This window comes from Mycobacterium yunnanensis (assembly GCF_025823185.1).
GTDB classification, from domain to species: domain Bacteria; phylum Actinomycetota; class Actinomycetes; order Mycobacteriales; family Mycobacteriaceae; genus Mycobacterium; species Mycobacterium yunnanensis.
The window spans coordinates 281,529-295,910 of the sequence record NZ_JACKVK010000001.1; the positions used below are offsets into that span (position 1 = coordinate 281,529).

The following is a 14,382-nucleotide window of genomic DNA, read 5'->3' on the forward strand; positions in this document are numbered from 1 at the left end:
ACCCTCATGAGGAGAGCCGAGCGGCTGTACGCACTGGTCGACCTGCTGCGCGGAGCGCGCCGGCCACTGTCGGCCGCCCGGCTCTCCGAGGAGTTCGAGGTGTCCAAGCGCACGATCGAACGCGACGTGCAGTCCCTTCAGCTCGCGGGGGTGCCGATCTACGCCGATCACGGCGTGGCAGGCGGATATTCGATCTTGCGGGAGCACTCCCTGCCGCCGCTGAACCTCACGGCACCGGAGTCGCTGGCGGTGCTCGCGGGACTGGCCCTGCTGGAGACTTCGCCCTATGGCGCGGCGGCTCGACGCGCGCGGGCGAAAGTGCTCGCGATCAGTCGCGAGGATCAGCTCGCTCCGATCGACGAGGCGTTGGGGGCGATGTTCGTCATCGACTCGCAGCCACCGTCGGTGTCGGCGACCGCCCTGATCCCCGAGGCGATCGCCGCACGCCGCGTCACGCGGTTGGTGTACGCGTCGGAGGACGGCGTGAGTGAGACCACCCGCGACGTGGAGGCGATGGGTCTGCTGCGCGGCGGTGATTCGTGGATGTTCGTGGGATGGTGCCGGCTGCGCGGAGGAATCCGCGGCTTTCACCTCGACCGCATCCGGCACTTGGAGATCACCCACGAGGTGTTCCCCGAACGCGACCCGGACGTGCTCGACGCGGATCTGTCGCGCTGGAGTACGCGCCGCCTGGGGTAGCGCACGTCCGGAGGCACGACTACGTAGATCGCACGGGTCAGGTGTCGCCGACTACTGCACTTTGCTGTCGCACTACTGCAAACTCTGCAAACGCCGTGCTTCCTTATTGACGCGCTGCTATGAATTAGCTGGCGCTTCCCGTTAGAGCATCTCGAGTCGCGTAATCAGCCTGTTCCTGCGAGTGAGGATGTTCATGGGGTTTAGCCGCTACGTCGGTCGTGTCGGTGCATTGGCCGTGGTCCTGGGGGTGGGTACGGTCGTCGTATTTCCGACCACCGCGCTCGCCGACATTGGTGACGGTTCCACCGGGTCCACGAGCGCCTCCTCCCAGGAGTCCAACGCCTCCGAGGCCGCGGGAGCGGCGACTGCGCCGGCGAACGTCGAACCGCCCAAGGTCACCGCGGCGGACACTTCTGCGGACGGCACCGAGACTGGTACACGAGACACGACCGACGGCGATGCGCCGTCGAGCACCGTGACCGCACAGACGAACACCGGCGCCAGTACGGCGACGGAGCCGTCGTCCACGCCCACGCCGACACTTACCCCGGCACCCACACCGACGTCCGAACCCGTCGTCGAGGTGCCGGCCAGCGACCCGACCGTCACCCCGTCCGCGCCCGCTCCTTCGAAGCCGACCGTGACGGTGAAGCCGACGGCCGACTCGAACAACGCGCCGAAAGCGACGGTCGAAACGGGTCACCTTCCCCCGTCGACGTCGACCGTCGGGCCGACCGTCGCGAATACTGCCGGTGCAGTGCCGAACACCGCGTCCGCGCCGCAGCCGTCCACGTCGCGTGTCCAAGCTCTGGTCCAGTCAACGGGTTTCGCGAGCACGACGGCCGCACTTGCGCCGATCGCCCCGTCGGTGGCCACCGATCCCATCAGCGCACTGCTAGCAATTCCGGTGTCCATCGTCAGCACGCTGGTGAACGCGTTCCTGACGCCCATCTTTGGCAACCCCGCCTCGCCGGCTCAACCCCCGCTGCTGTGGGCCGTGCTGGGCTGGGTACGCCGAGAGTTCCAGCGCACCTTCGTCAACTCGACGCCGACGGCACCGAGCCAGAACCTGACCATCAGCCTGGCCCTCCCCAACGCGGTGAGCGCACCCGTGGCGTTTGGCGCCGTCGACCCCGACGGTGACGCCTTGACCTACACCGTGCCCGCCCGCGGCGCGATCGGGGGGCCTGCCCACGGGATCGTCACCGTGGACCAGGCCACCGGCACGTTCACCTACGACCCGGACGACGCCTATGCGCTGACCGGGGGCACCGACACCTTCACCTACACCGTGAGTGACGCTGGCGCGCGGCCCAACTTCCTTGGCATCCCGCTGTCCTGGAGTCCCTCCACCGCCACCGGAACCGTTGCCCTGACGCTGAATCGGGTCAACGTCGCGCCGGTGGTCAACGGCGACACCCGCACCACCTCCGAGGACACCTCCATCACCATCGCCGTGCTCGGCAACGACACCGACGCCAACGGGAACACGTTGACGGTCACCGGCGTCGGCCCAGCCAGCCACGGCACCACCACGTTCACCGCTTCGGGGGTCACCTACACCCCGAACGCCAATTTCGACGGCACCGACAGCTTCTCCTACACCGCGAGCGACGGATCGCTGACCGGCACGGCCACCGTCACCGTCACGGTCACCCCGGTCGACGACCCACCCGTGGCGGTCAACGACAGCGCCACCGTCACGGAGGACAGCGGCAGCACGTCGATCGACGTGCTGGCCAACGACACCGACATCGATGCCGGACCCAAGACCATCACCGGCGTCACCCAACCCACCAACGGCAGCGTCACCTTCACCGGCACGACCCTGAGCTACACGCCGAACGCCAACTTCAACGGCACCGACGCCTTCAGCTACACCCTCAACGGCGGCTCTGCCGCGACCGTCACCATGACCGTGACCGCGGTCAACGATGCCCCGGTGGCCGCAGACCAAAGCGTGACCCTTCTGGAAGACACGACGATTCGCGTAGACCCGCTGGTGGGCGCCGTCGACGTCGACGGTGATGTCGTGAGGTGGGCGCAGACGGAGAACGCCGACATCGGCGTCACGGACATGGTTTACCTCGGCCGGTGGTACATCGTCTACACGCCGCCGGCCAACTATTCCGGGCCCGCCACGATCCGGTACAAGGTGTGGGACGGCCAAGACGTAAGCGACTATGCCACCGTCACCTTCACCGTCACCCCCGTCGACGACCCGCCGATCGCCGTGAACGACGCCGCCACGGTCACCGAGGACAGCGGCAGCACGTCGATCGACGTGCTGGCCAACGACACCGACGTCGACGCTGGACCCAAGACCATCACCGGCGTCACCCAGCCCGCCGGGGGCGTGGTCACCTTTACCGGCACGACCCTGAGCTACACGCCGAAGGCCAACTTCAACGGGACCGACACCTTCACCTACACGCTCAACGGCGGCTCTGCCGCGACCGTCACCATGACCGTCACCCCCGTGACGGACCCGACGGTCGCAGTCGACGACACTGCCACCGTGGTCGAGGACACGCCGACCGCCATCAACGTGTTGGACAACGACACCAACGTCGACGGCGTACTCATGAACATCACGGCCGTCACGCAACCCGCCAATGGCACCGTCACCATCATCGGCACCACCGTGAGCTACACCCCGAACACCAACTACAACGGCACTGACTCCTTCACCTACACCCTCAACGGCGACTCCACCGCCACCGTCAGGATCACCGTCACCCCGGTCAACGATGCACCGGTGCCCGGGAGCCAGATCTATACGACCTCAGCGGGAACGCCGGTCACCATCTACCTGTACGCGGGCGCCACCGATGCCGAAGGTGATCCGATCAGGTGGTCGTTCATCGGTTTCCCGTACAACGGAACGCAGGTACTCGGGGATTACTCGCTCGGTCTCGTGACATACACGCCAAACCCCGGTTTCGTGGGAACCGACAGCTTCCAATACCGCATCAGGGACAACTCGGATGCCGGAACGTTCGCCACCGTCACCATCAACGTCATCGGGGGCGCCCGCCCGGTGGCGGTGAACGACACCGCCACCGTGGCCGAGGGTGGCACCACGACCGTCGCGGTGACCACCAACGACACCGACGCCGACGGCACGGTGGACACCACGACGGTCGTCATCACCCGGCAACCCACCGCGGGAACCGCCACCGTCAACGCGAACGGCTCGATCACTTACGCCAACAACGGAACTGAGGCGAGGACCGACAGCTTCGCCTACACGGTCAAGGACGACACCGGCGCGCTGAGCAACGAAGCGACCGTGAGCATTACGGTCACCCCCGTCAACGACGCACCGATCGCGCTGAACGACGCCGCGACCGTCGCCGAGGGCGGGACCACGGCCATCGCGGTGACGGCCAACGACACCGACGCCGACGGCACCGTGGACACCACGACGATCGTCATCACCCGGCAGCCCACCTACGGCACCGCGACCGTCAACTCCAACGGCACGATCACCTACGTCAACAACGGCAGTGAGGCGAGGACCGACAGCCTGGGCTACAAAGTCAAGGACGACACCGGCGCGCTCAGTAACGAAGCGACCGTGAGCATTACGGTCACCCCGGTCAACGACGCACCCATCGTCGGAAACGACAGCTACACCGTCGTCGCAAACGGCACCCTCGTCATCAGTGCCCCAGGCCTGTTGGCCAACGACACCGACCCCGACGGCAACCCGCTGGCGATCACGGCGGCCTTCGCGCCCCAGCACGGCACACTCTCGGGGGTGTTCTCGAGCGGCGGCTTCACGTACCGGCCGGACGCCGGATACGTCGGAACCGACTCCTTCAGGTACACGGTCGGCGACGGCACGACGACCAGCGAGGGCACCGTGACGATCACCGTCACCGCCGACGCCAACAACGTTGCGCCGGTGGGCAACTCGGATTCCTACACCATCGCCGAAGATACGGTTCTCACCGTGAACGGCCCGGGCCTCCTCGCCAATGACACCGACGCCGACGGTCAAACATTGAGCGTCGTAAGCATCGGTACCCCACCGACCCGCGGCTCGCTGGAGCTGCGCTCGGACGGGTCGTTCACCTACTCGCCGGGACCCAACCTGAACGGCACGGACACGTTCACGTACAAAGCGAGCGACGGGGCTGCCGAGACGGCCTTTACGACGGTCACCATCAACGTCACCGCCGTCAACGACGTGCCCGCGGTCAACAACGACACGATCCCCTTCCCCAAGGACACCTCCGGGGCCTATTCCTTGCTCAACCGGGTGTCCGACGCCGACGGGGACACGCTGACCGCGTCTCTGGTCACGAGCACACAGCACGGCACCCTGCAGTTCTTGGCCAGCCAGTTCGCGTTCGTCTACACGCCCACCGTCGGCTTCGTCGGAACGGACTCCTTCACGTACAAGGTGAACGACGGCAAGGTCGACAGCGCCGTTGCGACCGTGACGCTGGTCGTCAGCTAGACGGCCTACTGCAGGCGCCAAGAAATCACGGGGTGCCCCCGGCATTGTGTTGTTTCAGGACATAGGAATGGGGTGTCGCAAGACATCGGAATGGGCTGAGTCAGCCAGGTTCGGCGCATGTCGAAAGCCCGCCTGGTCATCACCGCCGTCGTCGTGGAGGGTCGGAGCCAGTCCGAGGTAGCCCGCACCTACGGTGTGTCCCAAGGCTGGATCAGCCGACTAGTCGCCCGCTATCGAACAGAGGGCGAGGCAGCGTTCGAACCACGATCCCGTCGCCCCACCACCAGCCCAACCCGGCTCCCCCAATCCACCATCGACCTGATCGTCGACCTACGACGCACCCTCGGCGACACAGGCCTCGACGCCGGACCGCACACCATCGCCTGGCACCTGCACCATCACCACCACCTCACGGTGTCGGCGGCCTCGATCAGCCGCCACCTCACCGCCGCCGGGCTGGTCACCCCCACACCGGCGAAACGACCCAAGTCCTCCTACATCCGCTTCGCCGCCGAACAACCCAACCAACGCTGGCAAGCCGACTTCACCCACTGGTGGATCACCGGAGGTGTCCACACCGAAATCCTGACCTGGCTCGACGACCACTCCCGTTACGCACTCTCCGTCACCGCCCACCACCGCGTCACCGGACCCATCGTCCTCGACACATTCCGCAAAGCCTATGCCGCCCATGGCATCCCATCATCCGCACTGACCGACAACGGCATGGTGTTCACCACCCGACTCGCCGGCGGCAAGGGCGGACGCAACCAACTCGAAAATGAACTCCGCCGCCTAGAAGTCCTCCAAATCAACTCCACCCCCAACCACCCAACCACCTGCGGCAAAGTCGAACGATTCCAACAAACCCTCAAGAAATGGCTGACCCACCACCCCGCCGCCACCACGATCACCGACCTGCAAACCCAACTCGACGCCTTCACCGACGAATACAACAACCGCCGACCACACCGCTCCCTAGACCACCGCGCCACACCCGCGACCGCCTACCACGCCCGCCCCAAAGCAACCCCAGGAACACGCGAGGACACCCACGACCGCGTCCGCACGGACCGCGTCGGCCAAGCCGGCTCCATCACCCTGCGCCTCAACGGCCGCCTGCACCACATCGGCATCGGCCGCACCCACTACCGAACACGCGTCTTAATACTCATCCAAGACCTCGACATCAGAATCATCGACGCCGCAACCGGCGAACTCCTGCGCCAACTCACCCTCGACCCCACCAAGGACTACCAACCCACCGGAGCCCCCAAAGGCCCCACACGAAAAAAGCCGCGGACCTAAAGAAGGTCCGCGGCTATTCCGATGTCTTGCGACATCACAGGGGTGCCCCCGGCATGATTCGAACATGCGACACCGGCTTTAGGAGAGCCGTGCTCTATCCCCTGAGCTACGGGGGCGGACCGGATCGCAGCATACCGAAGTCAGGCGCGACTCTGCGTTTCTCCTGCTCGTACGCAGGCTATCCACGACCATGAGCACATCGAAGAAGGCCAAGCACACCGTCGACAAGCTGGCTGGACGCGTCAAGGAGAACTTTGGCGAGATCACCGGCAACGACCGCCTTCGCGCCGAGGGCAAGGCCGACCAGGTGAAGGCGCGCGTTAAGATGTCCGGTGAGCGTCTCAAGGACGCCGTCCGCGGACGCTGATCAGCGCAGAAGTTCGATCACCTTCGCGAACGCCTCGGCGTGGGGCTGCTGAACGGTGATGTAGGTAATGCCGTAGGTGTCGCGGTAGCGGCGAATCTCGTCGGCGATTTCGCTGGGCGAGCCGGCCAGCACCCCAGGGGTGCGCAGCAGTTCCTCGTCGCTCAGCTCGGGCAGGAAACGCCGGGTGATGGAGAGGTCCGGAATGCCCGAGTCGTCGATCGGTATTGCGGTGATTGCGATGTTCAATTCCAACTCGTCGAACCGGTCGCCGGCGGCGTCGCGGACGAAGCCGATCCGCTCGGCCAGCGGGTCGCCGTCGGGGCTCTCGGGGTCGCCGCCGGTGAGACCGATGACGTGCGCACGTCTGGCGGCGATGGTCAGCACGCGATTGCCGTTGCCGGCGATCAAGATTGGCACGTCGGGGGCGTTCTCACCGAGGTACTCGACCACGTGGCGCAGGTGGTCCACTCGCTCGCGCGCACTCGGAAAGGCAAGCTCGGCGGCCGCGAACTCCGCTTCGACGTAACCCGTACCAAGCCCCAGTTCCAACCGGCCCCCGGTGAGATCGTGCATCGCCATGACGTCGCGCGCGAGGAGCGCGGCCTTGTAGAAGCCCGCGTTGAGCACGAACGTCCCGACGTGCAACCTTTCGGTACAGGCGGCCGCCGTCATCAGGGTCGGGAACGGCGCGGGCGCGCCCAAGTGGTCGGGCACGTGCAGGACGTCGTAGCCCATGTCCTCCGCGCGATGGGCCCAGTCCTGCACCGACGACTGCCGGGGTGCGGCGTGCAGGCCGAACCCGAATCGAAGATCACGCGCCATGACCCTGAGCTTAGGTGTCGATTCGACGACGGATGTTTGGCCGCGCGGTGGGCGGGGCAACTGCAATCGCGAGCCGCGCACCCATCTCGCGCGACAGTAGGAGTGTCACCCTGATCCGGCCCGTTGTGAACGATCCGATGGGCCGGATCAACACCCCCGAGCCCCCCACCTTCGGCGTGGAGGAAGAATTCCTCCTCGTCGACGCCAATACCGGAGAGCCCGCGCCTCTCAACAGGGTCGTCGCCGATCACGCCCGCACCCGCGGCGTCGAACTCGAACTCGAACTCACCAGCTGCCAGGTCGAGACGACCTCCGAGGTGGCCCACACGAGCGCGGATCTGCGCCGCGAACTGATTCGCTTGCGGCGCGGGACCGCCGACGCGGCGACCGCGGCCGGTGCCCGTCTCCTCGCGGTCGCGTTGCCGCCCACCCTGCCGCAGCACTTCCCGGTCACGGACAAGCCGCGCTATGCCCACATCGCCGAGCGCTTCGGCATGATCGCCCACGAACAAGGCATCTCCGGATGTCACGTGCACGTCGCCGTGGCCGATCGTGACGTCGCCGTCCGCGTGGCCACCCGACTGCGGCCCTGGCTGCCGCTGCTGCTTGCGCTCACCGCCAACTCGGCGGTGTACCGCAACGCCGACACGGGTCACGCGAGCTGGCGCAGCGTCCTGTGGGCGCGTTGGCCCAGCGCGGGCCCGCCGCCACCCTTCGACTCCGCCGCCGAATACGACGCCGCCGTGAAGGAGATGTTGGCGACGGGAGCGATGCTCGACGACGGCATGGTCTATTGGGACGTCCGCCCGTCGGCCAACTTTCCGACCGTGGAGGTGCGCGTTGCCGACGTGCCGGCCACCGTCGCCGACACCGTGCTGTTCGCCACCCTGGTCCGCGCACTGGTGATGACCGTGCTCGCCGAGGACGAGCCGCGGCCGCCCATCGCGCCGCACGTACTGAAGGCGGCCTACTGGACCGCCGCCCGCTACGGGCTGGAGGGCCAGCTGGTCGACCTTCCCGGCGACGGCGCGCTGCGGCCCGCCGCCGATCTGCTGCACGGCCTCGTCGAACACGTCGGGCCGGCGCTGGCCGCGCTTGGCGACGACGAGATGGTGCGCGCCGAGGTCGACCGCGTTCTCGCCACCGGCAACGGCGCCACCCGGCAACGACGGGCGTGGGCGCGGCGCGGGGACGTGGCCGACGTCGTCGCCGAGGCGGCCACCGCCACCGTTGAAGGACTCTGAGTCAGACGAGCGGAAGTTCGGCGAACGCCGGTGTCGTCGGTGCCGACGAGCCGCCACTGGGCTCGACGGTGAACGCCAGCGCCGTCGACCCGTGCAGATCCGGCAGGACCGCGGTGGTCGACGGGGCGACGGCCGCGGAATCCATGGTGCCGGCCGACTCCGGGCCCTTCGCGTCGACCAACCACATCTGGTAGACCGTGCCGGGTTTCGGCGGTTCGACGTTGTTCATCAGCAGCACGGCCGCGTTGCGCTCACGCGAGAAGACGACGGTCGCCGTGCCCCCGGTCGGGATCGGCCCGGACACCGTCCGCACGTCCGGGGCGGCGAAGATCTGTTCGGCCGCCGACGGCGTGGAGTCGGGCCGCACCGCGATGCCGACGCCGACCGCGCCCAGCCCGATGCCCACCGCGGCGGCCGCAGCGATCGCCGCGGCGCGCCAGCGCGTCGACTTCGGGCGCATCTCGACGACGCGGCCGTGGTCGGCGACGGAGGCCAGCAGGCGGTCCCGCAGGCTGGCCGGTGGTTCCTGCGCGGTCGCGGCGGATACCAGAGCCATCGTCTCGCGCACCGCCCGCACCTCGTCGGCGAAGGCGAGGGCGACGGGTCGCGGCACGTCGGTCAGCCGTCGGTCCAAGTCGTCCTGCTCGGACTGCGCCAAGGCGTGCAATGCGTACGGAGTAGCGAGAACGAGCAGGTCGTTCGTGGATTCGTCGTGTGGTTCGGTCACGAGACCCCCAGACACTTCCGCAATCCACGGATGCCATCGCGCATCCGTGACTTAATGGTGGCAAGGTTTGCCGACAAGCGCTCCGATACCTGCACATAGGTCAGGCCCTCGTAATACGCCAGTTGAATGCATTCGCGCTGCGGATCGGTCAGCGACGCCAGACATTCGGTGACCTGACGCTGCTCGTCGAGTTGGATGACGGTTTCGGCGACGCGGTCGGCCGGCAGCTCCACGTTGGCGGCGCCGTAGCGGGACTCGCGCTGGGTGGCCGACTGCTCGGAGCGCACGCGGTCGACGGCGCGGCGGTGGGCCAGCGTCATCAGCCAGGCCAGGGGCGTTCCGGCGGCCGGGTTGTAGGTCGCGGCGTTGCGCCACACCTGGAGGTAGACGTCCTGGGTCGTTTCTTCGCTGTACCCGGGATCGCGCAGGACGCGTAGGACGAGGCCGAACACCCGGGCGCGGGTGTGGTCGTAGAACGCGGCGAAGGCCTCGACGTCCTCTTCTGCCACCCGGCGCAGCAAAGCGTCGAGATCGGCTGTCACGCCGCGAAGTGTATCGGGCCGCGCGAGGAGCGTCACCGGAACCGCACTGCGGCGGGCACCCGCCTCGACGTGAGTGCAGGGATGCGACGGTGGCGACAGCGAGGCCACGTCATAGCTGACCGACCTTCTCGCGCTCGCGCTCGGGAGCGCGCGTGACGGCGGGAGCGCGCTGCGTCCAGAGCGTGGTGCCCTGCATGCGAATCCACATCTCGCCGATCAACGGCGCCATCGGTGCCACGAGCTGAAGCCGCATGACGTTGGCGACCGAAGCCTTCCATCGGGTGCCGTCCAGAGTCGCGACGAACGCGGGCTTGTTGTCGCGGTGCAGGGAGATCGTCACGTCGAGGTCGACCCCGGGCAGCGGTGCCCGCACCAGGTAGTAACCGTCGGCACCGTCGGCGGGGGAGACCATGACGGCCTTCTTGACCGCGGCGGGCTGCGCACCCGTTGGCGGCAGCAGATAGGCGTGACGATCACCCGAGGTGGTGTGCACCTCGGCAATGACGTGGCGCAGGACGCCGCGATCGTCGTGACACCAGAAGACGGTCAACGGATTGAAGACGTGCCCGAGCACCCGGGCCTGCGTCAGCGCCGTCACGGTGCCGCCGGGGAGGTCGACGCCACGGTCGGCGAGGTATTGGTCGACGCGAGCACGCAGCGTGTCCGGTCCCGTGACGGGCGGCGAAAGATGGTCGGCGGCCTCGAATGTGGCGAAGGGCTGCAGCCACCGGGGCAGCCGAGGCAAGTCGTCGAGGTCGACGTACCAGAGGTAACCGCCCTGCTCGAAGTAGTGGTGGACGGGTGAGCGGCTCAAATGCGTGATCCGCGTCCGGTAGAGGACGCTCAGCACGGGGCCCACGCCAACGACTCGGGTGCCGGAGTGATGCACTCCTTGGCGCCACCGACGAGGTCTCTACGTTCCACATCTGCTATTCGGCGCAGAACACGCTGTGGATGGGCACCGTTCTACATTGCGAAAGCGCCGCCGCCGCGTAGTGTGCCGATCCGTGGCGACAACGCTCTTTCACAACGGAACCATTTGGACAGGCACCCCGGGACCGACGAATACCGCATTGCTGGTCGACGATCACGGCGTAATCGCCGCGCTCGGCGAGGACGCGGTCGCCACCGCCGGCCAGTCCGAGGGGACCGTCGAGGTCGACCTCGAGGGCGGCTTCCTGATGCCGTCCTTTGGTGACGGCCACGCCCATCCCATGCTCGGTGGCCTCGAATACGTCGGTCCGGCGGTGCGGCCGTGCGACTCGGTGGAGGAGATCGTCGCCGAGGTGCGCAAGTTCGCCGAGGCCAACCCTGACGAGGAATGGATCGTCGGCGCCTCCTACAACGGCAGCCTCGCCGAGGGCAGCCTGTTCGACGCGCGCTGGCTCGACGAGGCCGTGCCGGACCGGCCCGTCGTCCTGCGCGCCTGGGACTACCACACCATGTGGGTCAATTCCGTTGCGCTGCAACGCGCGGGCATCACCTCCGACACCCCGGACCCGGTGATCGGGGAGATTCCGCACCGCGAGGACGGCTCCGTCCTTGGAACCCTTCGGGAGTGGGGCGCGGTCGACCTCGTCACCGCCGTCATGCCGAAGCGCGACCTCGACGTCCGGGTGGCCGCCCTGGGTACCGCGGCGGACTACTACCTGGCCAGGGGTGTCACCTGGGTGCAGGACGCCTGGGTCGAACCCGATGACGTGGACACCTACGTCACCGCCGCCGAGCGCGGCGCGCTGCGCGTCCGGTTCAACCTGGCCTTCTACGCCGACCCCCGGCACTTCGACACCCAGGTCGACGGTTTCGTCGACGGCCGCCAGCGCGTCGAGGCCGTGGACTCGCCCTTCCTGACCGCTCACACCGTGAAGTTCTTCGCCGACGGGGTCGTGGAGAACGAGACGGGTGCGCTGCTGGAGCCGTATTGCTCGGGGCTGCATAGCCACGGCATGCAGGTGTGGGAGGGCGACAGCCTGGCCCAGGCCGCGCGCCGCGTCGACGAACTTGGCTTCCAAATCCACATCCACGCCATCGGTGACGCCGCGGTGCGCCAAGCCCTCGACGCCATCGAGTACGCGATCGAATCCAACGGCCCGCGCGACCGTCGCCCGGTGATCGCTCACGTCCAGCTGGTCGACGACGCCGACCTCGAACGGTTCGCCGCGCTCGGCGTCATCCCCTGCATGCAACCGCTGTGGGCGCAGATGGACGCGCTGATGACCGTGCTCACGGTGCCGCGGCTGGGTACCGAGCGCGCCGACCGGCAGTATCGGATGCGCAGTCTCGACGAGTCCGGGGCTCCGCTGGCCCTGGGATCGGACTGGCCGGTGTCATCCGGGGCGCCGCTAGACGGCATCGCGATCGGCATCTCGCGGCGCACGTCCGACGGCGAGCCGGAGGGCGGATGGACGCCTCAGGAAGCCCTGACCGTCGAACGGGCACTGAGCGCCTACACCGCGGGCGTCGCCGAGCAGGCCTTCGCCGAGAACAGCTGGGGCCGCCTCATCCCCGGCGCCAGCGCCGATCTGGTGTGGCTGGACCGCGACCCCCGCGACGCCCCGGCCCAGCAGCTGCCCGACGTCGTCGTCAAAGCCACGTATCTGCGCGGCGAGCTCGGCCACCAGCACTCTCCGTAGAAGGGATCAGCAATGTCGGCAGAAACGCCCGTCGTCACCGAGCACGAGGGCCATCTCAAACGAGCGCTTGGCGTTCCCGCGCTCGTCCTCTTCGGCATGGTCTACATGGTGCCGCTCACGGTGTACACCACCTACGGCATCGTCACCCAGCTGACCGGCGGTCGGCTGTCGGTCGCCTACCTGGTCACGCTCGCCGCGATGGTGTTCACGGCCAGGTCGTATGCGCGGATGTCGGCGGCCTTCCCGGTGGCCGGCTCGACGTACGCCTACACGCAGCGAACCTTCGGCGCGCCGACCGGATTCCTGGCGGGCTGGTCGCTGCTGCTCGACTACCTCTTCCTGCCGATGCTGAACTACCTCGTCATCGGGATCTACCTCGAGGCGGCGATTCCGGCGGTGCCCGCCTGGGTGTTCGTCCTCGCCTCGATCATCCTGGTGACCATCTTGAACATCGTCGGCATCGTCTCGGTGGCGCGCGCCAACTTCCTGCTGCTGGCGGTTCAGGCCATCTTCATCGTCGTCTTCGTCGTGATGGCCTTCATGACCATCACCAAGGCGGGCAACGTCGACCTGATGGCGCCCTTCACCGGGGACGGCAGCGCAGGCGGCGCCAGCCCGATCTTCGCCGGTGCGGCCATCCTGTGTCTGTCGTTCCTCGGCTTCGACGCGGTCTCGACGCTGTCGGAGGAAGCCAAGGACCCCAGGCGTAGCGTGCCGAAGGCCATCATGATCGCCACCATCGCCTGCGGCGTCATCTTCGTGGCCCTGTCCTACGTCTCGCAGCTGGTGTTCCCGTCGAACCAGTTCGTCGACGTCGACTCCGGTTCGCTCGACGTGATGACCGCCGCCGGCGGCCAGTTCCTGAACACGTTCTTCACCGCGGCGTACATCGCGGGCGCCTTCGGGTCGGCGCTGACCTCCCAGGCCAGCGTCGCGCGGATCCTGTACGCCATGGGGCGCGACGGCATCATGCCGCGCAAGGTGTTCGGCCACGTCTCCGCCAAGTTCTCCACGCCGACGTTCGCGATCCTGGTGGTGTCGGTGATCTCCCTGGCGGCGATCTGGATCAAGCTCGACTTCCTGGCCTCGATCGTCAGCTTCGGTGCGTTGATCGCGTTCTCGGCGGTCAACCTGACCGTCATCAAGCACTACTTCGTCGACGAGGGTGAGAAGAACGTCCTCAACAACCTGGTGCTGCCGGGCATCGGTTTCATCCTGACGGTGTGGTTGTGGACCAGCCTGTCCTGGCTGACCCTCGAGGTCGGCGTCGTGTGGCTGGTGATCGGCGTGATTTGGCTGCTGGTCGTCACCCGCGGCTTCCAGCGGCCGACGCCCGTGCTGGCCATCGAGGAGTAGCCACGGATTCCGTGGTGGCGGGCCCTGCGCAGGTCACCGCCGAGTCCGTGGACTCACGTTTCGGGTAGCCCGGTTTGCCGACGAGCCTCATGGCAACGGAATGCGTCGTCACCAGGGCGCAAGCGGCCCCAATTGACGCAGACGACGACTTTTGCGCTGATTGCGAATGTCGACACCTGCTGCGGATTTCGTTGTACGTTCCCCCTACGTCGAGAG

At 67.4% G+C, this 14,382-nt stretch carries 13 protein-coding genes and 1 tRNA gene; 7 read left to right on the forward strand and 7 right to left on the reverse strand.

What is annotated here, in order from left to right:
• Positions 1-6: 6 nt before the first annotated feature.
• A complete protein-coding gene (locus tag H7K45_RS01470) occupies positions 7-699 on the forward strand; it encodes a helix-turn-helix transcriptional regulator (RefSeq protein ID WP_263993937.1) in 693 nt (230 codons plus the stop codon).
• Between the two features lie 207 nt (positions 700-906).
• On the opposite strand, the gene H7K45_RS01475 is transcribed toward H7K45_RS01470, so the two are convergent.
• Both H7K45_RS01475 and H7K45_RS01480 read right to left on the reverse strand, forming a co-directional pair.
• A complete protein-coding gene (locus tag H7K45_RS01475) occupies positions 907-1,371 on the reverse strand; it encodes a hypothetical protein (protein ID WP_263993938.1) in 465 nt (154 codons plus the stop codon).
• Positions 1,372-1,398: 27 nt separating this feature from the next.
• Complete coding sequence (locus tag H7K45_RS01480) at positions 1,399-1,614, reverse strand: hypothetical protein (protein WP_263993939.1); 216 nt, start codon at positions 1,612-1,614, stop codon at positions 1,399-1,401.
• Between H7K45_RS01480 and H7K45_RS01485 the strand changes: the two genes are divergently transcribed.
• Both H7K45_RS01485 and H7K45_RS01490 read left to right on the forward strand, forming a co-directional pair.
• Positions 1,607-5,167, forward strand: coding sequence for an Ig-like domain-containing protein (locus H7K45_RS01485; RefSeq protein ID WP_263993943.1), 3,561 nt, complete (start codon positions 1,607-1,609; stop codon positions 5,165-5,167). The two genes, H7K45_RS01480 and H7K45_RS01485, sit on opposite strands and share 8 nt — an antisense overlap.
• A gap of 117 nt (positions 5,168-5,284) precedes the next feature.
• Positions 5,285-6,475: an IS481 family transposase gene (locus tag H7K45_RS01490; RefSeq protein WP_263993945.1), complete on the forward strand. Its 1,191-nt coding sequence runs from the start codon at positions 5,285-5,287 to the stop codon at positions 6,473-6,475.
• A gap of 43 nt (positions 6,476-6,518) precedes the next feature.
• Here H7K45_RS01490 and H7K45_RS01495 read toward each other — a convergent pair.
• A tRNA-Arg gene (locus H7K45_RS01495) sits at positions 6,519-6,591 on the reverse strand.
• A gap of 74 nt (positions 6,592-6,665) precedes the next feature.
• Between H7K45_RS01495 and H7K45_RS01500 the strand changes: the two genes are divergently transcribed.
• Positions 6,666-6,842 carry a CsbD family protein gene (locus H7K45_RS01500; RefSeq protein ID WP_263993947.1) on the forward strand — a complete coding sequence of 59 codons (177 nt, stop codon included), beginning with the start codon at positions 6,666-6,668 and terminating at the stop codon, positions 6,840-6,842.
• Here the strand turns inward: H7K45_RS01500 and H7K45_RS01505 are convergent, their stop codons facing one another.
• Positions 6,843-7,664 carry a TIGR03621 family F420-dependent LLM class oxidoreductase gene (locus H7K45_RS01505; RefSeq protein WP_263993949.1) on the reverse strand — a complete coding sequence of 274 codons (822 nt, stop codon included), beginning with the start codon at positions 7,662-7,664 and terminating at the stop codon, positions 6,843-6,845.
• Positions 7,665-7,801: 137 nt separating this feature from the next.
• Between H7K45_RS01505 and H7K45_RS01510 the strand changes: the two genes are divergently transcribed.
• The gene (locus tag H7K45_RS01510) at positions 7,802-8,908 is read left to right on the forward strand and encodes a glutamate--cysteine ligase (RefSeq protein ID WP_263994237.1); all 1,107 of its coding nucleotides are present in this window, start codon (positions 7,802-7,804) and stop codon (positions 8,906-8,908) included.
• 1 nt (position 8,909) lies between these two features.
• Here H7K45_RS01510 and H7K45_RS01515 read toward each other — a convergent pair whose 3' ends face one another.
• From H7K45_RS01515 to H7K45_RS01525, 3 genes are all read right to left on the reverse strand, one after another.
• Positions 8,910-9,635 (reverse strand): anti-sigma factor, encoded by a 726-nt coding sequence (locus H7K45_RS01515; RefSeq protein ID WP_263993950.1) that lies wholly within the window; start codon positions 9,633-9,635, stop codon positions 8,910-8,912.
• Positions 9,632-10,213 carry a sigma-70 family RNA polymerase sigma factor gene (locus H7K45_RS01520; RefSeq protein WP_263994238.1) on the reverse strand — a complete coding sequence of 194 codons (582 nt, stop codon included), beginning with the start codon at positions 10,211-10,213 and terminating at the stop codon, positions 9,632-9,634. Before H7K45_RS01520 ends, H7K45_RS01515 begins: the two co-directional genes overlap by 4 nt.
• A gap of 73 nt (positions 10,214-10,286) precedes the next feature.
• On the reverse strand, positions 10,287-11,027 hold the full coding sequence (locus H7K45_RS01525) for a DUF1365 domain-containing protein (protein ID WP_263993951.1): 741 nt from the start codon (positions 11,025-11,027) through the stop codon (positions 10,287-10,289).
• A gap of 157 nt (positions 11,028-11,184) precedes the next feature.
• Here H7K45_RS01525 and H7K45_RS01530 point away from each other — a divergent pair, with 157 nt between their 5' ends.
• Both H7K45_RS01530 and H7K45_RS01535 read left to right on the forward strand, forming a co-directional pair.
• A complete protein-coding gene (locus tag H7K45_RS01530) occupies positions 11,185-12,810 on the forward strand; it encodes an amidohydrolase (protein ID WP_263993952.1) in 1,626 nt (541 codons plus the stop codon).
• Between the two features lie 12 nt (positions 12,811-12,822).
• Positions 12,823-14,166: an APC family permease gene (locus H7K45_RS01535; RefSeq protein WP_263993954.1), complete on the forward strand. Its 1,344-nt coding sequence runs from the start codon at positions 12,823-12,825 to the stop codon at positions 14,164-14,166.
• The last annotated feature ends 216 nt before the right edge of the window (positions 14,167-14,382 follow it).